General features: G+C 70.1%; 18 protein-coding genes and 5 pseudogenes. 11 read left to right on the top strand and 12 right to left on the bottom strand.

The genetic code is table 11. The features are described from left to right. The first annotated feature begins 74 nt into the window (after positions 1 to 74). Positions 75 to 1490 (top strand): annotated as a pseudogene (locus AC07AW_RS15390) (low temperature requirement protein A). Here AC07AW_RS15390 and AC07AW_RS15385 read toward each other — a convergent pair. The 3 genes and pseudogenes from AC07AW_RS15385 to AC07AW_RS15375 all read right to left on the bottom strand — a co-directional run. Next, a pseudogene (locus AC07AW_RS15385) lies at positions 1390 to 1635 on the bottom strand (MmyB family transcriptional regulator); the annotation flags it as partial. The pseudogenes AC07AW_RS15390 and AC07AW_RS15385 sit on opposite strands and share 101 nt — an antisense overlap. Further along, a pseudogene (locus tag AC07AW_RS15380) lies at positions 1636 to 1853 on the bottom strand (ISL3 family transposase); the annotation flags it as partial. It abuts the pseudogene before it with no gap. A gap of 37 nt (positions 1854 to 1890) precedes the next feature. Next, a complete protein-coding gene (locus tag AC07AW_RS15375; protein WP_478815921.1) occupies positions 1891 to 2259 on the bottom strand; it encodes a VOC family protein in 369 nt (122 codons plus the stop codon). Between the two features lie 62 nt (positions 2260 to 2321). Between AC07AW_RS15375 and AC07AW_RS15370 the strand changes: the two genes are divergently transcribed. From AC07AW_RS15370 to AC07AW_RS15360, 3 genes and pseudogenes are all read left to right on the top strand, one after another. Beyond that, a complete protein-coding gene (locus tag AC07AW_RS15370) occupies positions 2322 to 2780 on the top strand; it encodes a MarR family winged helix-turn-helix transcriptional regulator (protein ID WP_478815920.1) in 459 nt (152 codons plus the stop codon). 355 nt (positions 2781 to 3135) lie between these two features. Further along, a pseudogene (locus tag AC07AW_RS15365) lies at positions 3136 to 3318 on the top strand (family 43 glycosylhydrolase); the annotation flags it as partial. A gap of 64 nt (positions 3319 to 3382) precedes the next feature. Next, complete coding sequence (locus AC07AW_RS15360; protein ID WP_478815919.1) at positions 3383 to 3535, top strand: hypothetical protein; 153 nt, start codon at positions 3383 to 3385, stop codon at positions 3533 to 3535. A gap of 23 nt (positions 3536 to 3558) precedes the next feature. On the opposite strand, the gene AC07AW_RS15355 is transcribed toward AC07AW_RS15360, so the two are convergent. Together AC07AW_RS15355 and AC07AW_RS15350 are read right to left on the bottom strand one after the other, a co-directional pair. After that, on the bottom strand, positions 3559 to 3942 hold the full coding sequence (locus AC07AW_RS15355; RefSeq protein ID WP_478815918.1) for a nuclear transport factor 2 family protein: 384 nt from the start codon (positions 3940 to 3942) through the stop codon (positions 3559 to 3561). Between the two features lie 48 nt (positions 3943 to 3990). Beyond that, the gene (locus tag AC07AW_RS15350; protein WP_478815917.1) at positions 3991 to 4932 is read right to left on the bottom strand and encodes a helix-turn-helix transcriptional regulator; all 942 of its coding nucleotides are present in this window, start codon (positions 4930 to 4932) and stop codon (positions 3991 to 3993) included. Positions 4933 to 5142: 210 nt separating this feature from the next. Between AC07AW_RS15350 and AC07AW_RS15345 the strand changes: the two genes are divergently transcribed. Both AC07AW_RS15345 and AC07AW_RS15340 read left to right on the top strand, forming a co-directional pair. Next, positions 5143 to 5976 (top strand): SDR family oxidoreductase, encoded by an 834-nt coding sequence (locus tag AC07AW_RS15345; RefSeq protein WP_478816256.1) that lies wholly within the window; start codon positions 5143 to 5145, stop codon positions 5974 to 5976. Between the two features lie 76 nt (positions 5977 to 6052). Continuing rightward, positions 6053 to 6844, top strand: coding sequence for an SDR family oxidoreductase (locus tag AC07AW_RS15340; protein ID WP_478815916.1), 792 nt, complete (start codon positions 6053 to 6055; stop codon positions 6842 to 6844). Positions 6845 to 6884: 40 nt separating this feature from the next. On the opposite strand, the gene AC07AW_RS15335 is transcribed toward AC07AW_RS15340, so the two are convergent. After that, a complete protein-coding gene (locus AC07AW_RS15335; RefSeq protein WP_478815915.1) occupies positions 6885 to 7172 on the bottom strand; it encodes a response regulator transcription factor in 288 nt (95 codons plus the stop codon). A 239-nt stretch (positions 7173 to 7411) separates the two neighbouring features. Further along, positions 7412 to 8693, bottom strand: a pseudogene (locus tag AC07AW_RS15330) (IS701 family transposase). 321 nt (positions 8694 to 9014) lie between these two features. Here AC07AW_RS15330 and AC07AW_RS15325 point away from each other — a divergent pair. The 5 genes from AC07AW_RS15325 to AC07AW_RS15305 all read left to right on the top strand — a co-directional run bounded on the left by AC07AW_RS15325 (position 9015) and on the right by AC07AW_RS15305 (position 13942). Beyond that, positions 9015 to 9962, top strand: coding sequence for an ABC transporter substrate-binding protein (locus AC07AW_RS15325; protein ID WP_478815914.1), 948 nt, complete (start codon positions 9015 to 9017; stop codon positions 9960 to 9962). Positions 9963 to 9964: 2 nt separating this feature from the next. Beyond that, positions 9965 to 10933: an amino acid ABC transporter permease gene (locus AC07AW_RS15320; RefSeq protein WP_478815913.1), complete on the top strand. Its 969-nt coding sequence runs from the start codon at positions 9965 to 9967 to the stop codon at positions 10931 to 10933. Between the two features lie 8 nt (positions 10934 to 10941). After that, entirely contained in the window at positions 10942 to 11694 is a 753-nt protein-coding gene (locus tag AC07AW_RS15315) for an amino acid ABC transporter ATP-binding protein (protein ID WP_478816255.1), read from the top strand. After that, positions 11691 to 12905 carry a M20 family metallopeptidase gene (locus AC07AW_RS15310; RefSeq protein WP_478815912.1) on the top strand — a complete coding sequence of 405 codons (1215 nt, stop codon included), beginning with the start codon at positions 11691 to 11693 and terminating at the stop codon, positions 12903 to 12905. Before AC07AW_RS15315 ends, AC07AW_RS15310 begins: the two co-directional genes overlap by 4 nt. 164 nt (positions 12906 to 13069) lie before the next feature. Then, positions 13070 to 13942: a MurR/RpiR family transcriptional regulator gene (locus AC07AW_RS15305; RefSeq protein WP_478815911.1), complete on the top strand. Its 873-nt coding sequence runs from the start codon at positions 13070 to 13072 to the stop codon at positions 13940 to 13942. Between the two features lie 342 nt (positions 13943 to 14284). Here AC07AW_RS15305 and AC07AW_RS15300 read toward each other — a convergent pair whose 3' ends face one another. From AC07AW_RS15300 to AC07AW_RS15280, 5 genes are all read right to left on the bottom strand, one after another. After that, positions 14285 to 14551 (bottom strand): hypothetical protein, encoded by a 267-nt coding sequence (locus AC07AW_RS15300; RefSeq protein WP_478816254.1) that lies wholly within the window; start codon positions 14549 to 14551, stop codon positions 14285 to 14287. 369 nt (positions 14552 to 14920) lie between these two features. Next, entirely contained in the window at positions 14921 to 17317 is a 2397-nt protein-coding gene (locus AC07AW_RS15295; protein WP_478815910.1) for a ricin-type beta-trefoil lectin domain protein, read from the bottom strand. 107 nt (positions 17318 to 17424) lie between these two features. Beyond that, entirely contained in the window at positions 17425 to 20763 is a 3339-nt protein-coding gene (locus AC07AW_RS15290) for a glycoside hydrolase family 2 TIM barrel-domain containing protein (RefSeq protein ID WP_478815909.1), read from the bottom strand. Positions 20764 to 20812: 49 nt separating this feature from the next. After that, entirely contained in the window at positions 20813 to 21874 is a 1062-nt protein-coding gene (locus AC07AW_RS15285; protein ID WP_478815908.1) for an ABC transporter permease, read from the bottom strand. After that, positions 21871 to 23448: a sugar ABC transporter ATP-binding protein gene (locus tag AC07AW_RS15280; protein ID WP_478815907.1), complete on the bottom strand. Its 1578-nt coding sequence runs from the start codon at positions 23446 to 23448 to the stop codon at positions 21871 to 21873. The genes AC07AW_RS15285 and AC07AW_RS15280 overlap by 4 nt, the downstream gene beginning before the upstream one ends. Positions 23449 to 23622: the final 174 nt, after the last annotated feature.

The raw sequence follows: 23622 nt of genomic DNA, 5'->3' as shown, positions 1-23622 counted from the left end.
ACCCGGCCGATCGCCTTCCCGGTTCTCACCTTCGAGGCCGGTCAGACTGTGCTCGCAACGGCGCGACAGGAAGGGTGTCATCAGTGGTGGACGCAGGAAGCGCGGACCGGCGATCGAAACACGAGCCCACGACGGGTGGCCACGCCCTGGTACTGGGTAGTCGCGTGACCACGTTCGAGCTCTTCTTCGACCTCGTCTACGTCATCACGCTCACCCAGGTCACCGCCTTCATGGCCCGCGAGCACAGCGGTATCGGCATCCTCCACGGGGTGCTGCTGCTCGCCCTGGTGTGGTTCTCCTGGTCCGCCTACGCGTGGCTGGGCAACCAGGCCCAGGCCGACCTGGGCTCCGTGCGCCTGGGCATGACGGTGGCCATGGCCGGCGTCTTCGTCGTGGCGCTGACCGTCCCCGAGGCTTGGGACGACACCCCCGGCGGGCTCTACGGGCCGCTGGTCCTGCCCTGCGCCTATCTGGTGGTGCGCTGCGTGCACCTCGTGATCTACGCGCACCTGGCACGGGGCGACCGGGGTCTCCTGCGTCAGATCGCGGTGTCCTGGCCTCCGGTGCTGGGCGGCTCGGCCCTCCTGATCGTAGGCGCGATCATCGGCGGACGGTGACAGACGGCGCTGTACGCGGCGGCCATCGTGGTGGACTGGGGCGGTGTCTACCTCACCTCGCGCAGAGGCAGCTGGCGCATCCACAGCGCCGCCTACTTCACCGAACGCCACCAGCTGTTCGTGATCATCGCGATCGGCGAGTCGCTCATCGCGATGGGGCTCGGCGCCGTGGACCGCCCGGTCAGTACCGCGTTGCTGGCCGCTGCCGTCATGGGGCTCGCCGCCGCGGGGCTGTGGTGGCTGTACTTCGACGTGGTGAGCCTGCTCGTGGAACACCGGCTCTACCAGACCCGGGGTCAGGCCCGCCTCACTCTGGCGGTCAACGCGTACGGCTACGCCCACTTCCCCATCGTCGCGGGCATCGTCATGACCGCTCTCGGCGTCGAGGGTGTCGTGGCGTACGCCGACAGCGGCAAGGGCCTGGGCGGCTTCTACGCCGGCGCGCTGTGTGGCGGCGCCGCGACCTACCTGGCCGGCCTGTTGCTCTTCGGCCGCCTGTCCGCAGGTGTGTGGGGGCCGTTCCGGCTGGCCGCCGTGTGCCTGCTTCTCGCTTGGATCCCGGCAGCCATCGTGCTGCCGCCGCTGGCCTCGCTGGCGGGGTCGTCGTCGTGCTCGGAGCCGTGGCCGCCGTTGAGACCCGGTGGTACGCGGAACTGCGCCGGAGCGTGCAGCCGGAGCCGAAGTGACTCCCTCCGTGACCTGCGGTTGATCAGGAAGAGCCGCCCCGGGTCGGACCGTCATGGGCGGCCTTGTCGTGGGGCTGCAGGTCACCGGCCGACCAGGACGCGAGCAGGCGCAGTCCATCGTGGGAGGGAGTGCCGACCTCGGCGGTCCAGACAACCAGCTGCTGGTCGGGGTCGATACTGGCCGTGAGAGTGTCCCAGTCGAGAGTGAGTTCACCCACGACAGGGTGGTGCAGGGTCTTGGTGCCCACGTTGAGGGCGGCTACGTGGTGGGCTGCCCACCACGTGCGGAAGTCCTCATCGCGTACCGATAGCTCCCCGACCAGGGTGGTGAGCTGCGAAGGTTTCGCCCTCGGCGCGGCAGTCGCGGTCGTGTCTTGGCGCCAGACCCGCCCGCGCCCGCAGCCCGAACAACGGAGCGGCGGATGCGGATGTGCAGGATCGTTGCCCGCCAGCCGAGCGGGACATGCGCCAGTCGGCGCAGCAAGCTGTCGCCCGGCACCCCCAGACAGCCGCAGGCATGGCACCAGTCATCCGGGTCGACCACTCGACAGAGCCACACCGATGATCGTCCGGTGGCGGTTGGTCGATCAAGCGCGGTCGTGGAGCGTGACCTGGTAGCCGTCGGGGTCGGCGAAGGTGCAGGTCCGACCGAAGGGGCCGTCGATCGGTGCGGAGACGATGGTGTGACCGTCGGCGACGAGCGCATCGTGGATGGCTTGGACGCCGGTGGCGTGGAGCCAGATCGCGACACCGATGCCGGGCTGGGCGACGGATGCGAGGTCGGTGCCGGGAACGACGTCGCGGAGTGCGAACGCGATCGGCTTCGTCTCGAAGACGACGGCGTGCGGAGGTCCGGCCGGTGAGCGGACGAGTCCCAGGTACTGCTCGTAGAACGCCTGCGAAGCGTCGAGGTCTCGCACTTGGAGCGAGATGAAGTCGGGGCCGGTGGCGGGCATGGTGACGCTCCTTGGTTTCGTGTCAGCTTTCTGACACGCTCAACCTATGTCAGAATACTGACATGAGTCAAGAAGGTGTCGGCGTCGACCTGAAGACGTCACTGGGCTACCTGCTCAAGGAAACGTCGAGCGCCCTCCGCGCGGCCATGGAAGAAGTACTGCGGCCGCTCGGGATGAGCGTGACCCACTACTCCTGCCTCGAGCTGCTGGCACAACGACCGGGCTTGTCGAACTCCGAGCTCGCGCGGGGCGCGTTCGTGACACGGCAGACGATGAACGTGCTACTCCAGGCCCTGGAACGAGACGGCTACGTGACCAGGCCCGCGGAGGCACGCGTCGGGAAGGTGCTTCCCGCGCGGCTCACGCCTCTCGGCCGACGAAGCCTCGAGGAGGCGAGCGCAGCCGTCCGGTCCGTCGAGGCCAGAATGCTGGCCGGCCTGACCAAGAGCGAGCAGTCAGACGCGTTCCGGATCCTGCAGAGCATGATCCATTCCCTGCGCGACGACAACAAGGGTGTATAGCTCGTTCCGCTGCGCACGTCTCGTCGCGCTCGGACAGAAGTGCAGCCCTCTACTGCGATTGAGCCTCTTAAGCCCAGGGCGGCATCTCCTTGTTCGGCACTTCGAACGCCGCGGTGTCTCCGGCGTGAATTCACCGGGCAGTTCGTTCCGTTGTGTGTCGCGCTCGTGATTGCGAACACGTTCGACCATACGGTCCGCTGTGATCACCAGAGGCTGCCGAGGAGGTGTGGCGTGAACGAACAGTGCTGGAGGGAAGCGTGGGGATGATCCGGAATCCGGTCCTGGCGGCCTCGCACCCGGATGCGTCGATCCTGCGGGTCGGATCCGACTACAAGCCGACCACCTCGACGGTCGAGTGGTCGCCGGGGTACGACTGCGCCACTCGACGGACCTGGCTCACTGGCGGCCGCTCGGCGGCGCCCTCGCGGAGAAGCGGCTGCTGGACCTGTCCGGGTATCCGGACTCGGGCGGGTCATGGGCACCCAACGTCTGCAACGCTGACGGCCTCTTCCCTCTCATCTACAGCAATGTGTCCGCGTACAGGGACGGTTTCACCGACTGCCCCAACTACGTCGTCACGGCACCGTCGATCCACGGTCACCGTGCGGTCCGACGATCACGCCCAGCAGGTCGACGACGGTCTGATCAACGCACTGGGATTCACTCGCACCTTCCTCGGGCTGTGGGTCTGGAACCAGAGCGGAGACGGTCGGCCCACCGACTTCGACGAAGCGACCTACCGCGCGATGCGGTGACAATCGCCGCTCGTCCGTATCGATCACCAGGTTGTCGCCACGGCCCTCAGCGCGGTCCAGATGTCACCCTCGCGGACGTAGTCCATGGTCAGCCGCAGTCGCCAGTCGGCGTGCGTGCCGTAGACCGTCGCGTCGGTGACGATCCGGCCGACGAGGTGGATGGTGTCGCCTTCGGCGCGGACGGTCAGACCCCTCTCGTCGATGTCGTGATAGACGAATCGTCCGCCACGCATCTGCGCGAGCCACTCGGCCTTCGGCTGCTCGTAGCCGGTGATGTGTGTGAGGGTGAATCCGTCATCGAGCAGGTCGTCGAGGACGGCCGTGTCGCCGTCGGCCATCGCCTGAAGGAAGGCGTGGTAGGCCGTGACGACGTGGTCGAGGTCAGCTGGGGCGTCGGGTATGGGCACGGGTTTCTCCGTGAATGGGGTGAAGGCCCGGGACGGTGTCCTCGGGAGTCAGGAGGAGGATGCCGGGGCGTCGTCCTGAGCAGTGGCCGACGCTCTGGTCCGCGTCCCCTCAACGGGTGACGGCTGGGATCCAAGCATGTCCAGCAGGACGAGGGCGTCGTACTCGGGTGTGCCCTGCTCCGCGTAGTACGTGATCAGACGGTGGCCGGGCGTACCCTCCAGCTCCATCGACTGGTAGCCGAGGGTGAGGTCGCCGACCTCGGGGTGGTGGAAGGTCTTGCGGCCGTGACTGCGGCCCTTGACGTCGTAGCGCTCCCACAGTCGGGCGAAGTCCGGGCTCTTGACAAGGAGTTCGCCGGCCAGCCGGGTCAAGTCGGGGGCGTCCGGATCGGTACCCGCGAGCGCCCTGAGCCGTGCAACGCATCCGCGGACTTGGTTGCTCCAGTCGTCGAACAGGTCACGCGCGCCGGGGTGGAGGAAGACGTAGCGGGCGACGTTGCGTTCCTTGGCCGACCAGTCCTCCATCCCCACGAGCAGACGCAGCCCTCCCGGGTTGTACGCGAGTACGTCGGTGGTGCGGCTGACCACATGGGCGGGGAACGGGCGGAGGCCCTCCAGAAGCAGCTTCACTCCGGGCCGCACCGTCCGCGACGGGGCCGCCGGCTGCTCGGGCACACTGCGGGCGGCACGCGCGGCCAGGGTGCGCAGGTGCTCGTGTTCGTCGTCCTCCAGCTGAAGGGCTCGGGCCAGAGAGTCGACGACGGACGCGCTCGGGCGGGTCTCCTTGCCGCGTTCCAGGCGTGTGTAGTAGTCGATGCTGATGCCCGCGAGGGTGGCCAGCTCCTCGCGGCGCAGCCCGGGAGTGCGCCGCAGCCCGGAGCCGGCCACGAGCCCGGCTTCGGCGGGGGTCAGCCGAGCGCGGCGGGCGCGCAGGAAACGTCCCAGCTCGGAACCGCCGCCGGCGGTGTGCTCTCGTGTCATGGCTGTCATGCCTCCAGTGTGGCCACCTCGTGACCTGCGCGGGAGGCATCTGAGGGGCCCTGTCACTCCCCCGAACGGCGCTCCCCTGCACGGCACGGCCTGCCGCCTCGCGGGTGGCTGCCGCAGGCTGGATTCGCGTGGCGCAGTCGCCCTTCGGGCTCGCCGACCACGGCCCTCAAGCGATCGCGAGAGCGTGGAGGAAGGAATCAAGGCATGAGCATGCATGCGAAGGATGTCGTCGTCATCATCGGCTCGGGCAGCATCGGTCTGGCGATCGCCCGCCGCGTCGGGGCCGGCCGCTCGGTGCTTCTCGCTGATTCGAGCGACAAGGCGGCCGAGACGGCCGCGGACCGCCTGCGTGGCGAGGGGTACGACGTGACGACGCGCGTCGCCGACGTCTCCGACCTCGAAGCGGTCGAGGCATTGGCCGCCGCGGCCGCCGCTCTGGGCCCGGTCACCCAGGTCGTACACACAGCTGGTGTCTCCCCCACGCAGGCAACCACGGAACGCGTGCTGGAGGTCGACCTCCTCGGTACGGCGATGGTCCTCGACGCATTCGGCCGGGTCGTCGCCCCCGGCGGAGCCGGCCTCGTGATCGCCAGCATGGCCGGACACCGGGAGAGCCCGTACGCGCCCGAGATCGAGCACGCACTCGCCACGACCGATACGGCCAAGCTGCTTGCTCTGCCGTTCCTCCAGCCCGAGCACGTCGGCTCGTCCGTCCACGCCTACGCGCTCGCCAAACGGGCCAACTCCTTGCGGGTCCAGACGGCCGCCGCCGTATGGGGCAAGCGCAAGGCCCGGATCAACGCCGTGAGCCCCGGCGTGATCATCACCCCGCTGGCTCTGGACGAGCTGTCCGGTCCTCGCCGCGAGTGGTTCGACCACGTACGGGAAGTGTCGGCGGCGGGACGCTTCGGCACTCCGGACGAGGTCGCCGATGCCGCCGCCTTCCTCCTCGGCCGTCAAGCCGGATTCATCACAGGTGCCGACCTCCTGATGGACGGGGGCGTGACCGCGGCACTGCGCGCCGGAGAACTGACCACCCCCTGATCTCCCCATCCCCTTCCCCACCCCCAGTTTGATCACCGACCAAGGGCCGCCGTTCGCGGCAGCAGAAGGAGGACTCATGTCCACCACCCCCATGACCGTTCTGGTAGTTGGCGCGACGGGCAGTATCGGACGCCTCGTCGTCGCCGAGTCGATCGCGCGCGGACACACGACCCGCGCGCTGGTACGTGATGCCGCGAGGGCCAAGCGGCAGCTTCCCTCCGAGGCTCAGGTCACGGTCGCCGACGTCACTCGGCCGGAGACTCTGGCCCGGGCCGTGGCCGACGTCGACGCCGTAGTACTGACCCTGGGATCCGACGGCACGGGCCACTCGTCACCCGAGAACGTCGACTACGCCGGCGTCCGCAACATCCTGGCCGCCTTGGAGGGCCAGAAGCCGCGCATCGTGCTGATGACCTCCATCGGGGTCACCTCCCGAGGCAGCGCGTACAACCATCTCCTCGACTGGAAGCGCCGCTCCGAGCGACTCGTCCGCGCCAGTGGCCTCTCGTACACGATCGTGCGGCCGGGCTGGTTCGACATGAACGACCGCGACGAGCACCGGCTCGTCTTCCTGCAGGGAGACAAGCGGCGTTCCGGCTCGCCCGCCGACGGTGTCATCGCCCGGGAGCAGATCGCCCAGGTGCTGGTAGAGGCCCTCACCGCTCCTGAGGCGGTGGGCCGGACCTTCGAACTGGTCGCTGAAAGCGGCCCTGCACAGAGCGACATGGGCCCGCTGTTCGCCGCACTGGTCCAGGACGCGCCGGGTGCCCTGGACGCAGCCGGGAACGAGGCCAACATGCCACTGGCGAAGGAGCCGCAGAAGGTACGCGACGACCTCGACGCCGTCAGGTCACGGGCCGGCGCCTGAGGGCGACCGGCTGCGAGGGCGGCCTGGCTGTAGCGCCGGTTCATTCGATCCCGTGGCGGTGGGCGTAGGCGATGGCTTGGCCGCGGTCGCGGCTGCCGGTCTTGGCGAAGACACGGTTGACGTGGGTTTTGACGGTGGCTTCGCTGACGAACAGGGTCCGGGCGATCTCGCGGTTGGACAGACCCCGGGCCATGCAGCGGAGGACCTCCGCCTCTCGGGCGGTGAGCCCGTCGGGCAGCTGCTCTGAAGAGGCGGCGGGTTGCCGGCGAACGAGCGCGACGAGGCGGGCGTGGACGGCGGGCACCTCGGCGATGAGTTCAGCAAACATCGGCAGACAGGCCCGTGATCCGGCGGTTGCTGATGATCACTCCGCGAGACGCATTCCCCACCACCCGACCATGATCAACCATCCCGGCCTCGACGTCGCACCGCCTACCGTGCACGAGCTCGCCAGTAGCACTTCGTTGGGTTCTGGGTCTGCTTTTGGCGAGGGGCGGCCGCAGGTGGTGCAGGTGCCGGTCCAGCACCGCAGCAGGTCCTGGAGAGCGTCGAGGGCCTGATAGGGGGTCAGGCCGTCGCGTGCGCTCTTGGGTCGAGCCGCCGCAGAGTGAGGAAGGCCTGGGCGGCGGTGACGAGGATGACGTGGTGGTGCCAGCCGCGCCAGGTGCGGCCTTCGAAGTGGTCCAGGCCCAGGCCGTGCCTGAGCTCGCGGTAGTCGTGCTCGATCCGCCAGCGCATCTTCGCCCAGCGGACCAGGTCGCTGACCAGGGTGGACGCGGGCAGGTTGGAGATCCAGTACCCGGTCGGGGTGCTCGCCCCGGCGGGCCATTCCACCAGCACCGCCCGCACCGGGAGCACCCCGTCCCACCGGTAGTGGCCGCCGCCGGCCTGCTGGGCGGCCGCGGGCGCTGCGTGCCCGCGGCCGCACCCGCAGACCGCGAACCGCGACGTCATCGCCCCCCTTGCCTCCCCGGCGCCAGGTGACGTCCGTGAAGCAGGACACCGGCGCCTTGCCGGCCGGCAGCGGCAGTGACCGGGCCTGGCCGCGATAACGCGCCAGTGCCGGCGGCCCCGAACCGCCATGGGCAGGCCGATACGACCCGGCGGACTTTGGATGGGTGACCTCTGTGCCCGCCAGGGCCGACACACAGGCCAGGCCCCGTTCCTCCAGGGCCAGACGGAACGGCGTGCTGATCCCGTATCCGGCGTCGGCCACGATCACGGGAGGAGGCAGCGGCCGGTCGGCGAGCGCATCGAGCAGGTACAGGGCCAGACGCCGCTTCTCCTGGTAGCCGGCCTCCCCGGGCACCCCGGCCGTCCGGCGGCGACCAGGATCGCCGGTCCACTCCCTGAGCAAATACACCTGCCGGTTCAGCGGGCACGACGCGCTGTCGGTCGCCGCGTGAACGCTGCCCGCGACCTGGCAGTTCGCCCGTTTGCCCAGCGCACCACAGTACTGCCGGGCCACTCCCACCGACCGTGTCCCGCACCTGGGAAACGACACATCGTCGATCACCCACGCCTCAGGCCGGACCGCTTCGGTCAGGCGCTGGGCGATCCGCCGCCGCACCGGCAGGGGATCCCACGGTGACTGGTTCACGAACTGCTGCAGGGCCTGCATGTTCCCGTCCGGCAGCCGCTCGGTCATCGGTTGGATCGACTTACGCCGCCCGTCCAGCATCGAGCTCCGCAGACGACACCCACCCCACCGATGCCGATCCCGCCGCGGAAGCGAGGCGAACACATCGGCAACGAACTCCGACAGCTCACCCCGGAGCCGTTCCACCTCCCCAAGCCTCCTGCCTCCAACATGCCCACACCGGGCGAGATCACCAAAGGTTCGGACCATCTGGCGTGCCTGCGCGACTGCGGGGTCGCGGTGGGCGCCCCGGACGGGGGCGGCAAAGGTTCGCATCGACGGCGAGCAGGCAGCCCTTGCCGACATGGCGAAGGCGCCGCTGGGCGACCGCGAAGGGCGCCGCCGGCAATGGTCGCGGATCAGGGGATGGCCGATGACCTCGCCGTGGGTGCCGTGCACTCTCGGATCACTGACAGACGCATGTACGTAACAGGCGTTACATCTAGCCATGACAAACATTGATGTGTAACTTCTGAGACGTCGGCGGAGAAGATTCCGCTCGCTTCGGACGTCCGAGAGGGAACGACGTTGATGTACATCTCTGCGCCCCGCCGCGGGGCGACTGCCGTGCTCGCCTGCACGGCTCTGGCGGTGGTCTCCGGCTGCGGCGCGAGCGGTGCCGGCGGTGGTGAGCCCGCAGCCGTGGGCAAGATCGCCGGGGTCACGGTCACGCGGGACGCGGCCCTCCACGAGGCCCTGCCCGAGCAGATCAGGAAGGCGGGCACCGTGCGTGTGGCCACGGACGTCCCGTACCCCCCGTTCGCGATGTTCGTCACCGAGGGGAAGAGCGACCTGACCGGCCTGGACTACGACCTCGGCCAGGCCCTGGGCGCGAAACTCGGCGTCAGGTTCGCCTTCACCCCGACGAAGTTCGACGGCATCGTGCCCGCCCTCCAGGCCGGCAAGTTCGACGCCGCGATGTCCGCACTGACCGACAACAAGGAGCGGCAGAAGGTCGTCGACTTCGTCGACTACTCGCGCTCCGGCTCGGGCATCCTGGTGGCCGAGGGCAACCCGGCGAAGATCAGCACGCTGGACGATCTCTGCGGCCGGAAGGTCGGCGTCCAGGCGGCGACCAACCAGTACAAGCTGCTCACGGCCCACCAGGCCACATGCCGGGCCGCCGGCCGGAAGGCGGCCGACATCCAGACCTTCCCCAAGGACTCCGACGCCCAGCTCGCCCTGCGCTCCGGCAAGGTGATCGCCGAGGTCGTCACCAAGCCCGCCGCCGGCTGGTCGGCCAAGACCGCCGACGGCGGCAAGGCCTTCGACCTGGCCGAGGACCCCGAGGCACCGGCCGGCTACCGTGCCTCGCCCAACGGCATCGCGGTCAGCAGACGGCTCCCGCAACTGACCGAGGCGATCAGGCGTGCGCTCCAGGCGCTGATCAACGACGGCACCCTCACCAAGATCTGCGACAAGTACGGCGTCGCCTCCATCGCCGTGAAGGAAGCCACCAAGAACGCGGCGGTGGACTAGAGATGACCACCACCACCACCCACGTGGGCACACCGCACACCGGCGAGAACCTCGCACCCGACATCTTCGAGATCGTCCCCGTCCGCCACTGGGGGCGTTGGATCTCCGCGGTGGCCGCCGTCGCCGCGCTGGCCGGCCTCATCGGTTCGCTCGCGAAGAACGGCAACCTGCACTGGGACGTCGTCGGCCACTACCTGTTCGCCGGGCTCATCTTCGACGGCCTGGCCACCACCCTGTGGCTGACCGCCGCCGCGATGACCCTCGGCCTGGTCCTCGGCACCCTCGTCGCCGTCATGCGGCTCTCCGACAACCCGGTCCTGTACGGCCTCTCGTCGCTGTTCGTCTGGGTCTTCCGCGGCACCCCGCTGCTCGTACAGATCATCTTCTGGGGCTACGCCGGAGCCCTCTACCAGCATGTGATGATCGGCGTCCCGTTCACCGGCGTCACCTTCTTCCAGGCCGACACCAACACCTTGCTCACCCCGTCCGTCGCGGCCCTTCTCGCGCTCGGCCTGAACGAGGCCGCGTACGCTTCCGAGATCGTCCGCGCCGGGATCCGGTCCGTCGACCCCGGGCAGACCGAGGCGGCCCACTCGCTCGGCATGCGCCCGGCGCTCACCATGCGGCGGATCGTGTTGCCCCAGGCGATGCGGGTGATCATCCCGCCGCTGGGCAACGAGACGATCAACATGCTCAAGATGACCGCCCTCGTGTCGGTGATCGCGGCGCACGACCTGATGTCCAACATCCAGGACGTGTACGGACAGAACTACCAGGTCATCCCGATGCTCGTGGTGGCGTCGCTCTGGTACCTGGCCCTGGTCAGCGCCCTGAGCGTCCCGCAGGCGTGGCTCGAACGCCGGTACGGGCGCGGCACGGCCCGCGGCGCCGAGGTCTCCCCCCTGCGACGCCTCTGCGCCGGACCCCTTACCGCCCTGCGCGGCCGCACACAGAAGGAGGCGGGCCGTTGAACGCGCCCATGGTGCACGCCGAGGGCGTGCGCAAGCACTTCGGGAAGCTCCAGGTCCTCAAGGGCATCGACCTGACGGTCGAACGCGGCCAGGTGTGCTGCCTCCTCGGGCCCTCCGGGTCCGGCAAGTCCACGTTCCTGCGGTGCATCAACCATCTGGAGAAGATCGACGGAGGACGGCTCTCCGTCGACGGCGAACCGGTCGGCTACCGGCCGCAGGGCACCCGCCTCCACGAGTTGCGTGAGCGCGAGGTCGCCGCCCGGCGGCGCGACATCGGCATGGTGTTCCAGCGGTTCAACCTCTTCCCGCACATGACCGCCCTGGAGAACGTCATGGAGGCCCCTGTCAAGGTCGCCGGCGCCACCAGGGACCGGGCCCGCGACGAGGCGAGGGCCCTCCTTGACCAGGTGGGGCTCGCCGACCGGGAGGGCCACTACCCGGCCGAGCTCTCGGGCGGTCAGCAGCAGCGCGTCGCCATCGCCCGCGCCCTCGCCATGAAACCGAAACTGATGCTGTTCGACGAACCGACGTCGGCGCTCGACCCCGAACTCGTCGGCGACGTCCTCGACGTCATGCGCCGGCTCGCGGACGAGGGCATGACCATGGTCGTCGTCACGCACGAGATCGGCTTCGCCCGCGAAGTCGGTGACCTCGCGGTCTTCATGGACGAAGGCGTCGTCGTCGAATCCGGTGACCCGCGGCGGGTCCTGGCCGAACCGGAGCAGGAGCGCACCCGCGCCTTCCTGTCGAAGGTCCTGTGAGCGCCCCGCTCCGGCAGCAGCCCCTCGACGACGTGCTGCTGTCCCTGTCCCACGCACATCTGGCGCGGTACCTGGAAGACCTGGCCGAACTCGTCGCGATCGACTCCGGCTCGCACAGCGCCGACGGCGTCGACCGGGTCGCCGACCTGGTCCGGGCCCACCTCGAGCGTCTGGACTTCTCCGTGGAACGCGTCCCGCTGCCGGCGGTCCAAGGACACCGCACCGGAGATGTGCTCATCGGCCGCAAGGAAGGTCGCCTCGCCGTCGCCGACGGAGGCCGCAGAATCCTCCTCGCCGCGCACATGGACACCGTCTTCGACGACGGGGCCGCCGCCGAACGCCCGTTCTCCCTCAGCGGATCCCTCGCCCACGGACCCGGCGTCAGCGACGACAAGGGAGGTCTGGTGGCAGGCCTCGCAGCCCTTGAGATCCTCGCCTCGGCAGGCATCGAGGAGTACGCGGAACTCGTCTTCCTCGCCACACCCGACGAGGAGATCGGCTCACCCGCCAGCAGACCGGTCACTCGGTGGGCGGCCGACGGGGCGCACTACGCCCTCGCCCTCGAATGCGCCCGGGAGAACGGCGATCTGGTCATCGCACGCAAGGGCGTGGCCGACTTCAGGCTCACCGTCACCGGCCGCGCCGCGCACGCGGGCATCGAACCCGAACGCGGAGCGAACGCGGCGCTGGCCGCCGCCCACCTCGTCATCGCGATCCAAGCGCTGAACGGCACGTGGGAGGGCGTCACCCTCAACGTCGGCGTCGTGCGCGCGGGCAGCCGCTTCAACATCGTCTGCCCCGAAGCGGAACTCCTCGTCGAGATCCGCTCGGCCACGGACAGCGGCATGCGCGCGGCCATCGCCGCTCTGGAGGAGGCTGCCACACGGCCCGTCGTCCCCGGCACCCGTGCCACCGTCGAGGAAGTCGCGTCCTGCCCGCCGATGGAGGACACGGCCGCCTCCCGCCGGATGCTCGACCGGGCCCAGGACATCGGCGCACGCCTGGGCCTGACCTTCGGCGGCACGGCGACGGGCGGCGTGGGAGACGCCAACACCATCGCCGGCACAGGGGTCCCGACGCTGGACGGTCTGGGACCGGTCGGCGGCGCCGACCACACCCCCGAGGAGTGGCTCGACGTCAGTACGGTCCCGGCCAGGGTCGCCCTGCTCGCCTCCCTCATCGCCGACCTCGGCGACAGCCGCAGCGACTGACGCTGCCCCCGACGCTCCCGCACCGGTTTACCGCGCCGTTGCCCGGTGCGGGAGCACCCACCGCCGCCATCGGGGCGCGGCGGCCGTGATCGCGGCTCGGACGAGCGGCATTAGGCTCGGCACGCGGGCCGCATGCCCGCCGACGACCGAGAAAGGAACCCGCGATGGCCTCCGGCGCACTCGCCGACGTGATCCGGCACAAGCTGGGCGACCTCAGCCCGGCCGAACGCAAGGTCGCCCGCGTCCTCCTGGCCAACTACCCCTCCGCCGGCTTCGAGACCGTCGCCGTCCTCGCCGAACGGGCGGGAGTCAGCGCCCCCACCGTCATCCGCTTCGCCAACCGGCTCGGCTACCGGGGCTTCCCCGACTTCCAGACCGCCCTGCGCGGGGAACTCGACGAACGCAACGCCTCGCCCCTGTCCCTGTACGAATCCGCCGACCGCACCCGCACCGACACGGCGACGGGCGGCGAAGCATCCCTGCTCGAACAGGGCAGCAGACTGCTCAGCGGCGCCGTCGCGCAGACCCTCGCCGAACTCCCGCCGCACGACCTGGAACACGCCGTCGCACTCCTGGCCGACGGCAAACGGCGCATCACCCTGGCCGGCGGCCGCTTCACGCATCTCCTCGCCCAGTACCTCGGACTGCACCTCATGCAGTTGCGCGGCGACATCCGGCTCCTGCCCGCGGGCGATGTCGAGCGGACCGCGGCACTCGGTACGCTCACCCGCCGCGACGTCCTGGTCGTCTTCGACTACCGCCGCTACGAGCAGGACAAGGTCACCATGGCCCGACTCGCCCTCGAACAAGGCGCGAAGGTCATCCTGTTCACCGACCGATGGCTCTCCCCGGTCTCCGCGCACGCCGAGGTCGTCCTTCCCAGCCTGGTCACGACCCCCTCACCGTACGACAGCTTCGTCCCCACCCTCGCCATGGTCGAGACCGTCGTCGCCGGAGTCGTCACGGCCCTCGGCGAGGACGCCCCCGCACGCCTGCGGCACACCGAAGAGATCGCCCGGCGCCTCGGACTGCAGTGACCCGCGGCACCGACCTGCGGTGCCCCGGACCGCCGGATCACCCCTTCGAATACCGGCTTCAGTGCGGGATGCCGTCGATCAGTTCGCGGGCAGCATGTCGTCCACGACGTACAGGGCGCCGGGCTTGAGCAGTGCCAGGAGGTCCGGCAGCCGGAGGTACTTCCGGGCCGGCAGTCGACGTACGCGAAGTCGAACAGCTCGGATGCCTGGGTGAGCCAGTCGTCCGCGTCTGCGTGGACGAATTCGATCCGGAAGTCGCTGCCCAGGTGGCGCCGGGCGATGGCCTGGGCGACGCGTCTGCCTCCACGGTGACCAGGCGGGCCTCGGCGGTCATGCCGGAGGTCAGCCACCCGGCGCCGACCCCGACGCCGGTCCCGAGCCCCAGGAAGCCGCCGCTCGGCTTGGACGCGGCGAGGGTGGCCAGGTGGCTTCCGGTACGGGTCTCGCAGGACATGGCGAAGTCGGCGCGGGCGGCGTCCGCGAGGATCGCGTCGAGCTGCGCCGGGCGCTCGTAGGGTTCGTCGCGTCGAGCGCCTGGCGGACGGCGTGGATCGAGCCGTCGAGCATGGCCGTCGGGGACACGCAGTCGGCGCCGGCCTCGGCGTGCATCACGGCCACGGTGCCCATGAGAGAAACGGCAGGTCTCCGACGTACGTGACACCCCGTGGGCGGCGGCACCGGAGAACTCGGGGTGACGCGGTACGTGACCGTTCCGGGCGCCGGTACGGAGGTAAGGCACCGGGCTCGGCAGGGCGGCCAGACCCTGGTTGGCGAGGCCGTCGTCGGCCGCGACGGCCGGCGCCGCGGCGACGGGGCCGATGCCGGTGGCGACGGCCCCGCCCCCGAGGAGCAGGCCCGGCTAGGTGAGCGCGGCGGTCGCGCGGTGCGACCACGGGGAGCTGCGGGCGGTGCGCACGGAATCCTCCAGGGATCGATGACGTTCCGAAGAGTTCGGTAGGGAGGGACGGTGGCGCGCGATCAGGGCAGGATCCAGCGCTGGTTCGCGTCGGCGGCGCAGTCCCAGATCCTCAGCTGGTCGCTCGTGCCGGAGGTCGGCGCGTCCAGGCAGCGGCCCGACTGGGCGCTCTTCAGGGTGCCGTCGGGCTGCGGTGCCCATTGCTGGTTGGGGCCGCCGTTGCACTGCCACTGGATGACCGGGGTGCCGTTGGCCGTGCCTTGACCGGCGACGTCCATGCACTTGCCGTTGTGTGTGAGCAGGCCGTTCGCCCAGGTCCATGTCTGTGCGGGCCGGCCGTCGCAGGTGGCGACGCGGACCGCGGCTCCGTCGGCGGAGGAGTCGTCCTGGACCTCGGCGCACTTGCCGGGCAGGGCCGATGTGACCGCTCCGGTCCGGGCGGTGCCGGGCGTGCCGGGGGTGACGGAGAAGTCGTCGAACTGGTCGGTCCGATAGCCGGTGACGCCGAGACCGGGCTGCCCGTTGGTGAACGAGGAGTCCGTGGCGCTGCCGACCTCGACACCGTCGATCGAGGCGGTGAGGGTGGCGTCCTGGAGGGTGAACGACACCGTGTGCCAACTGCCCGTGCCGGGCGCGGTGGTCGTTCCGGAGGCCAGCGTGGTGAAGTTCCAGGCCGTGTCGCTCTTGTCGATGGACCAGGCGCCGGTGTCGCTGTAGCGCAGGTGGTAGGCGTTCAGACCGTTGTTGTTGCGGCCCTGCTGGTTGACCCGGCCGAGCAGTTCGACGGAGCCTGCCTGCTCGAACAGGACGTCGGCGGAGACGGTGTAGTTGCTCCAGCTACCGTCGCCCATGATGGTGTACGGGGCGCTGTACGGCTCGTCGGTCCACCGGATCGGCGACGTCGGGGCCATCTGGCGCAGGCAGGTGCCGACCCGTCCGCCGCCGCAGGGCACGGTCTGGAACGCGCCGTTCATGTCGGAGAAGTACTTCGGCGAGGTGGTGGTGGCCGGGGCCTCGAAGGAGTCCGCGTACGGAAGGCCGAGCGCCGTGCGGGCCGGCGGGGTCGCCGTGCCCTTGCCCTGGCCGGAGGTGGTGGTCACGGTGTAGACGTGCCCGGGCTGGAGGGTGAGGGAGTACTTGCCGCCCGCCGGGGTGATGTCCTGCTGGTGGACGAACCAACGGGTGGAGTCCGCCGACCTGACGTCGGTGTCCCAGACGTGCACCTGGCCCGTCGACAGGCCGCCGGAGACGCTGAAAGAGGCGGTCTGCGCGGCAGTGGCGTCCATCGTCTCGATGACGGTGCTGTAGTCGGCGTTGTTCGGCGACTTCATCGTCACGTAGCTGCCGTTGGCGCGCTTGCCGCCGAGGTAGCCGCCCGCGGAGTCGATGTAGCGCCAGCCCGGGTGGGTGAACTGCGTGGTGTGCGCCGTCACCCACGTCGTCTTGCCGATGCTGTAGTTGCCGGACCAGGGCTGGTTGGCGATCGACATGCCGTCGGTGGAGAAGAAGAGGTTCGGGTAGAGCGCGGCGATGACCGGCCAGTTGAAGTAGGCGGTCATCTTCCCGTCGAGGTAACCCCGGTTGATCGACCGCGCGACGGCGGCCGCGCCGGTGTCGGCGTCCTGGGATCCGTTCTCGCTGGCCCACAACGGCTTGCCGAGACGTTGGGCGGTGACGGTGCTGGGGCAGTCGGTGTAGGCACCGAGGTAGCCGCACGGGTAGTGCACGCCGACGACGTCCACGGCGTCGGCGAACGCCTGGTCCTGCGCCATGGCGTCGGCCACGCCCCAGTCGCTGTCCGCCGCGACGACCTTGGTCGCGTACCCGTGCGAGACCAGCGCGGCCTTGAGGTTCCGGTACCAGGTCTTGTCGTAGCCGCGTTCGTTCCAGCCGCCGAGGTAGTCGATGGTCAGGCCGTGCCGGTCGGCGCAGCCCATCCAGGACATCAGGTAGTCGATGGTGTCCTGGGACCAGAAGTTGCCGCCGCCGATCCAGCCGGGGGCGCCCCAGGACAGTGCGGCGAGCTTGATGCCGGGGTTGCGGGCCTTGGCCTGCTCGGCCATCCACCACTCGTAGCCCTGGTCACAGTCGACACTGCCGGCTTCGTGCATGTGGCTGGGTTCGGCGCCGTCGGTGGAGTTGGTGTCGCCGCCGATCTCCAGCTTCAGCAGCTGCAGGGAGGCGCCGTAACCGGGCTTGAAGAGGTAGTCGAGCAGCTGGCCGCGCTGCGGCTCCGGATAATCGGCCAGCAGTCGCGAGTTGCCGCCGCCGCCGGATATCGCGCCGACGCCGTCGAAGGTCAGCCCCGGCTTGGCGCCGTTGACCGTGATCGACGTCGAGGACGCGGTCGGGGGCGCCGCCTCCGCGACGGTGGGAGCGGCCAGGCCGCTGAGCAAGCCCATCGACAGGCCGAGGAACGCGGCGAGTGTGCGCCGTAGGCGCACGGGTGCCCGGGTCATGTGGACTCCTTCTGGGTGGGGGCGCCTGGAGGGGGTCGCCAGGCGCCGGAAAGACCTGTGGAGAACCGGAAGGGGTGGGCCCTTGGGACGGCCCAAGGGCCCACGCGTCAGGTGGTCGGCGCGAACGTGCCCATCCGCAGCGACACCGTGCCCGTCGTACCGTCGGTGACGCGGACCGTGGGCCGGTAGTAGTCCCCGCCGCCGTACCCGAAGTCGGGGTAGTTCCACTGCGTGTCGACGAACAGGGACCGCTCCGCCCCGGTCGTGGCCGACAGTGCACGGAAAGCGTCCACGAGCGGGAGGATGTTAGAGGACGAGGGGTTCTTCCCGCCGGTGACGACCAGCCGGATGGTGTGCCGGCCCTCGGCGAGTCCGGTCTTGCGGTACACGACCTGCTGGTACTGCTTGGCAGGCGCGTACTGGTCGACGGTGGCGTCGAGCTTGCCGTCGATGAGCACGTCGATCAGGCCGAGGTTGGAGCCGTGGCCGCCCAGCCACTCGACGCCCGTGCCGGTGAAGGCGAACTCGCACCAGTCGCCCGCGGTGAACGAGAAGGACTCGGTGTCGCCGTAGTCGTCGTGCGTCCACCCCTCGCCCCGCGCGTGCGTCCACGCACCCTGGTACGTGATGCTCGGGTCGCCGTCGTCGATCCACTGGGGCGGGGTCCGGTCGACCCGGGCCGCCACGCTCCCGTCGGACTCCACGCGCACGCCGGTGCCGTCCGGGCGGGTCAGCGCGTAGGTGTGGACGGCGGAACGCAGGGCGCGGAAGTCGTTGCTCTCCCGGCCCGCGTCGTCCTTCCCGTACAGGAAGTACGAGTGCGTGTCCTGCGACCAGCTCCATCCAGGCCGCTCGCGGTAGACGGACGCCGCGTGCTGCGGCACCGCGAGCGCGGTGCCCGAGGGCCGACCGATGTGGTCCTCGGGGTACACCGACCAGAGGGAGCCGGTGCGCCAGGCGATCCGGTCGGCTTCCTCTGGGGCGTCGAAGCGCACCCCCAGCTCCTTGTAGCCGCTTCCCGGCTGCTCGGCCGGGGCCTGGGCGATGGTGTACGTCGTGGTGAGCAGTCCGGTGCCGTCGACCGCGACGTCGAAGACGACCGGGCTCGTGCCGTAGCTGCCCGCGATGGTGACGACGGTGGTGCTCGCGTCCCTCTGCTTCGCACTGATCGACCCGAAGGTCCATGAGGGCAGGGATCCGCCACGGACGTGCAGGTGCGGGCCGTCGGTGAGCACGGTCGTGCCGCCGTACTCGGCCCTGGTGATCAGGCCGGTCGTCTTGCTGAAGGCGATGGAGAAGCCGGCGCCGGTCAGTGTGAGGCTCCTGTCGCTCTCCTCGACAGTGGGCGCGGAGCCGGCCGGGCGGGGCGGAGCCGGTGCAGCAACGGGGCCAATGGGCAGGGCGTAGGAGTCGATCAGTCGGTCCCGGTCGTCGACGAAGTCGAGTTCGAGCACCTCGCCCTCGGACCAGGCGCGGTACGGGATGCTCAGCTTGCCGCTCGCTCCCGGTTTGAGGGCGATGCCGGGCATCTCGCCCTGGGCGGCACCCACCCGCCAGCGGACGGTCAGTTCGGACAGGTCGGTGAAGTCGAACCAGTTGGCGACCGGCACGGTGAGAGGGGTACGGGCCTTCTGTCCGAGCAGCGGCGCGTCCGGCACCCGTACGGGCGAGTACGCCTTCTTCGCCAGCCAGTACTCCGGCTTCTGCCGCCGCCAGATGTCGACGAGTCCCCATTCGGCGGTGCCGGAGACCTCACCGGGCAGCGGGAACACCTCGTCGACACCGCCCCAGATCGCGCCGCCGACGACCCCGGCCGTGCCGTGGCACTTGGGCCAGAACCGGGAGATCGTCTCGCCCCAGAAGTTGCGGACGCCCGGGTCGTTCCTCAGGTCTTCGACGTTGTACGCGGGCAGGTGGGCGTACTCGTCATAGAGCGACGGCTTCGCGGTCTCGCCGCCCAACTGGCCCTTCACGTCCGGGTAGTGGGCGGTGAAGATGTCGTACTGGGCGCCGGTGCTGTACGTCTCGGCGTGGCTGTAGACGGCGGGCCGCGAGGGGTCTGCGGCCTTCAGGTAATCCCACTGGGCCTGCGGGTTGGCGCCCCAGCCGATGTTCTCGTTGCCCATGGACCAGATCAGCACACACGGATGGTTCCGGTCGCGCTCCACCATCTCGGCGAGCTGACCGAGCCAGTCGGGCTTGAACGCCGGGTCGTCGAGGAGGTTGTCGTGGCCCTGCTGGTTCACCCAGCAGACCGCGGTCTCCTCCTCCACGTACATCCCGTACCGGTCGGCGGCCTCCAGGAGGGCCTCGGTGGGCGGGTAGTGGGAGGTACGGATGAGGTTGATGTTGGCTTCCTTGAACAGGCGGACGTCCTGCTCGTCCCAGCGGCCGGTGGCGCCGCGCCCCATGGTCGGGCTGACCTGGTGGTGGGCGACACCGCGCAGCTTCACCTCGCGCCCGTTGACCAGCAGTTGCTTGCCGTTGACCTTGACCTGCCGGAATCCGACCTTGCAGGTCACGGTGGACCGGGCGTCAGCCGGCCCCGCCGTCAGCTCCAGAGTGTAGAGGCGAGGGTGTTCGGCGTCCCACTTGAGCGGGGCCGTGACGCCGACGTCGTACTGCGTGGGTCCGTCGAGGGTGAGCGACCGGCTGAGCACCTCGGCTCCCGCGGGGTCCCGCAGGACCAGACCCACCGGCAGCGCGCCGGCACCAGCCGGAGTCAGCCGCAGCCCCAGCACCGCGTCGCGGTACCTGGTGTCGAAGGTGGTCGACATGTGGACGCTCGTCAGGTGTCCGGTAGGCACGGCGATCAGGCGTACGTCGCCGAGGATGCCGCCGATGCGGTGGCGGGCGTAGTAGGTCTCGTACGACAGGTCCTGCCAGCGGTCGGTGACGCCCACGGTCACCCACGCGTCCGTGCCCGGGGTGACGTGGTCGGTGATGTCCGCCTGCCAGCTGGTGAATCCACCGCGGTGGTCGCGGACGTGCGCTCCGTTCACCCAGAGCCGCGCGTCGCTGTACACGCCGTCGAAGCGCAGGATGATCCTCTGCCCGGCGAAGTCGGCGGGCACCGCGACCTTGGTCCGGTACGCGAACTCCTGGTCCTGCGGCACGTCCACGCCCTGCATGGCGGGCTCTCCCGGCACCTCGATCCGCGGCCAGCCCGAGGTGTCGACGTCGTCCCGCCAGAACTCGGCGGGTGGGTCGACCGAGAGGGACCAGCTGCCGTTGAGGCTCAGCACGGGCTCGCGTACCCCCGCGACGGTGTCGGGTACGGGCGTCAGGGTGACCGTGGGCTGCGGCAGGGCGCCGGCCGGGGTCGGGGCTGCCACCCCGTCGATGGTCCCAGGGGCGGCCGCCGCGGTCACGGAGCCCAGCGGGCCGGCCACGGCCCCCGCCACGACGGCGGTTCCGGCCATGAGGAAGGTACGTCTGCGCGTCAAATCTCCACTCCTTGTGAGATGAGGGTGTTCCTGCCGGGTCGTGGTCTTCTCAGGTGGGGAGACCGATGCGGCGCTCCTTGTTGCGGCGCTGCTGGATGACAACGGCGATGACCAGGAGGGCGCCCTGGGCGACGTTCTGCCAGAAGGTGTTGATGCCCTGGACGGTGAGCCCGTTCTCGAGGGCACCGAGCAGGGCGACCGCGAGGAGGGTGCCGCCGATGCCGCCCTTGCCGCCCTTGAGGGCGCAGCCGCCCAGCGCGGCGGCGGTGATGGCCTTGAGTTCCAGGCCCTCGCTGCCGGACACGGGCTGTCCCGAGCCGGTGCGCGCGGTCAGCAGAACACCGGCGACGGCGGCGACCACGCCGCAGAGGGAGTAGGCGGCGATGAGGTACTTGTTGATGGAGATGCCGGCGAGGCGGGCCGCGGTGTCGTTGCCGCCGATGGCGTAGAGGTTCCGACCGATGTCGGTGTACGTGAGGAGGACGTGCACCGCGAGCGCGACGACGGCCAGGATCCAGATCATCACGGGCAGTCCGGCGATCTTCCCGCGGCCGAGGAAGACGAAGACGCTGTCGTTGAGGACGTAGCCCTGGGCTCGACCGTCCGAGACGAGCTGGGCGATGCCCTTGTACGCGGCGAGTCCGGCGAGCGTCGCGATGGTCGGGTTGACCCGCCCGTAGACGATGATCACGCCGTTCAGTACGCCGGCGAGGGCGCCGAGGCCGAGGGCCGCGGCGATGCCGACGACGGCGCTGGAGCCCGTGGAGGTGAAGACCATGGCGCTGACGACGGACGCGAGACCGGCCTGGGAGCCGACGGATATGTCCAGCGCGCCGCAGATGATGACGACGGTCTGGACGACGGCGAGGAGCCCGACGATGGTCGCGGCCTCGCCGATGACCTGCATGTTCGACCAGCTGAGGTAGTTGTCGTTGAGCGAGCCGAAGAGGGCGAGCACCACGACGAGGGCGCCGATCAGGCTGAGGTTCTGTCCGCCGACCGCGGCGATCCGGAACCGCCGGCCGGCTGTGGCGGGCGCCGGGGCGCCCTCCGTCCGGTCGGGGGCGCCCTCCGTCAGGTCCGGGGTGCGCGGGACGGTGGTGTCGGTCATCGGGGAGCTCCAGGGGCGGTGACAGGGGTGGTGAGGTCGTCGGCCATGGCAAGGCTGAGGATGGCCTCCTCGGTGGCCTCTGTCCGGCTCAGTTCGCCGGTGATCCGGCCGTTCTGCATGACGGCGACGCGGTCCGCGAGGCCGAGCACCTCGGGGAGTTCGGAGGAGATCACCAGGAGGGCGACGCCGTTGCGGGCGAGGTCCGCGATGATCTGGTAGATCTCGGCCTTGGCTCCGATGTCGATGCCGCGGGTGGGCTCGTCGAGGATCAGCAGCCGGGGTGCGCCGGCCAGCCAGCGGGCGAGGACCACCTTTTGCTGGTTTCCGCCCGAGAGTTTGCCGGTCTCGTGCTCGATGGAGGGCGTGCGGACCCGCAGTCGGTCGGTGTACTCCTGTGCGACGGCCCGCTCTTGGCTCCGCTTCACGAACCTGAGGCGGCGCAGCCTTTCGAGGCTGACGAGTGAGGTGTTGTCCCGGATGGACCGCTGGAGGAACAGCGCCTGGGCCTTGCGTTCCTCGGGGGCGAGCCCGATGCCGGCCCTGATGGCGTCCTTCGGGCCGCGCAGGGTGAGGCGGCGGCCGTTCATGCTGATGCCGCCGGAGCGGATCGGGAGGTCTCCGGCGATCGCGCCTGCCAGTTCCGAGCGTCCGGCGCCGATCAGTCCGGCGAGGGCGACGACCTCACCGGCCCGGATCCGCAGGTTGATCCCGGTCACCTCGTCGGTGGTGACGTCGTGCAGTTCGAGGACGGCCTCGTCCCGGGCGACGTCCTGGCGGACGAAGAGCGAGGACAGGTCGCGGCCCACCATGAGCCGTACGACCTCCTCCTCGTTCGTCGCCGTGGCGTCCAGCACCCCGGCCACCGTGCCGTCGCGCAGGACGGCGACCCGGTCGGCGAGCCGGAAGATCTCCTTCATCCGGTGCGAGACGTAGATGACGACGATGCCCTGGGCGCGGAGGCGGCCGATGAGCGCGAAGAGCGCCTCCACCTCGTGCTCGGACAGCGAGGAGGTGGGCTCGTCGAAGGCGATGATCCTGGCCTCGCCGGTCAGTGCGCGCAGGATCTCGACCAGCTGACGCTGGGCGGCGGTGAGTTCGGAGCCGAGTGCGTCGGGGTCGATGACCTTGTCGAAGCCCAGGCGTACCAGGTCGGCCTCGACGCGGCGACGGAGCTCCGCGCGGTCGAGGAGGCGTCCGTGCTTGCGGGGCAGGGAGCCCGCGTAGACGTTCTCCGCGACCGAGACGTGCGGGATGATCTCCGGTTCCTGCGGGATGATCCGGATGCCGGCCCTGATGGCGTCCTGCGGGGCGGCGAACGCCACCGGGGCGCCGTCGAGGAGGACCCGGCCCTCGGTGGGCTGGTGGTCGCCGGTGAGGATCTTGAGCAGGGTCGACTTGCCCGCGCCGTTCTCTCCCATCAGCGCGGTGACCTGCCCCGCGCGGAAGTCGAGCGTGACGCCGTCGAGCGCCTGGACGGTCCCGAACCGCTTGACGATGTTCTGGACGGTGATCACCGCGCCGGGGCGGTCGAGGGGTGGAGTGGGCTCCGGTGGTTCGGCGCCGGGTTGGTTCATGGGGGCCTCACAGGCTGGCAGCAGGGTCGTTCAGCGGTGTCGACAGAGGTGGCGGGGGCTGCCCGGGACGGCGCAGCCGGGCGGCAGCGGTACGAGGGCACGACTCCGGCGCGGCGGTCACGGTGACCGGCCGCGCCGGACGGACGCGGAGCGTCCGGTCAGCCCGTCGGCGCG

It is taken from the genome of Streptomyces sp. NPDC044003 (assembly GCF_056435185.1).
This window is presented reverse-complemented; position numbering and strand designations above follow the sequence as displayed.

Coding starts and splice junctions, on each gene's coding strand:
- AC07AW_RS15370 (WP_478815920.1), top strand. CDS start 2,322: ATGAGTCAAGAAGGTGTCGGCGTCGACCTGAAGACGTCACTGGGCTAC.
- AC07AW_RS15320 (WP_478815913.1), top strand. CDS start 9,965: ATGACCACCACCACCACCCACGTGGGCACACCGCACACCGGCGAGAAC.
- AC07AW_RS15345 (WP_478816256.1), top strand. CDS start 5,143: ATGCATGCGAAGGATGTCGTCGTCATCATCGGCTCGGGCAGCATCGGT.
- AC07AW_RS15300 (WP_478816254.1), bottom strand. CDS start 14,551: ATGCACGCCGAGGCCGGCGCCGACTGCGTGTCCCCGACGGCCATGCTC.
- AC07AW_RS15375 (WP_478815921.1), bottom strand. CDS start 2,259: ATGCCCGCCACCGGCCCCGACTTCATCTCGCTCCAAGTGCGAGACCTC.
- AC07AW_RS15350 (WP_478815917.1), bottom strand. CDS start 4,932: ATGACAGCCATGACACGAGAGCACACCGCCGGCGGCGGTTCCGAGCTG.
- AC07AW_RS15295 (WP_478815910.1), bottom strand. CDS start 17,317: ATGACCCGGGCACCCGTGCGCCTACGGCGCACACTCGCCGCGTTCCTC.
- AC07AW_RS15325 (WP_478815914.1), top strand. CDS start 9,015: ATGTACATCTCTGCGCCCCGCCGCGGGGCGACTGCCGTGCTCGCCTGC.
- AC07AW_RS15285 (WP_478815908.1), bottom strand. CDS start 21,874: ATGACCGACACCACCGTCCCGCGCACCCCGGACCTGACGGAGGGCGCC.
- AC07AW_RS15340 (WP_478815916.1), top strand. CDS start 6,053: ATGTCCACCACCCCCATGACCGTTCTGGTAGTTGGCGCGACGGGCAGT.
- AC07AW_RS15335 (WP_478815915.1), bottom strand. CDS start 7,172: ATGTTTGCTGAACTCATCGCCGAGGTGCCCGCCGTCCACGCCCGCCTC.
- AC07AW_RS15305 (WP_478815911.1), top strand. CDS start 13,070: ATGGCCTCCGGCGCACTCGCCGACGTGATCCGGCACAAGCTGGGCGAC.
- AC07AW_RS15280 (WP_478815907.1), bottom strand. CDS start 23,448: ATGAACCAACCCGGCGCCGAACCACCGGAGCCCACTCCACCCCTCGAC.
- AC07AW_RS15315 (WP_478816255.1), top strand. CDS start 10,942: ATGGTGCACGCCGAGGGCGTGCGCAAGCACTTCGGGAAGCTCCAGGTC.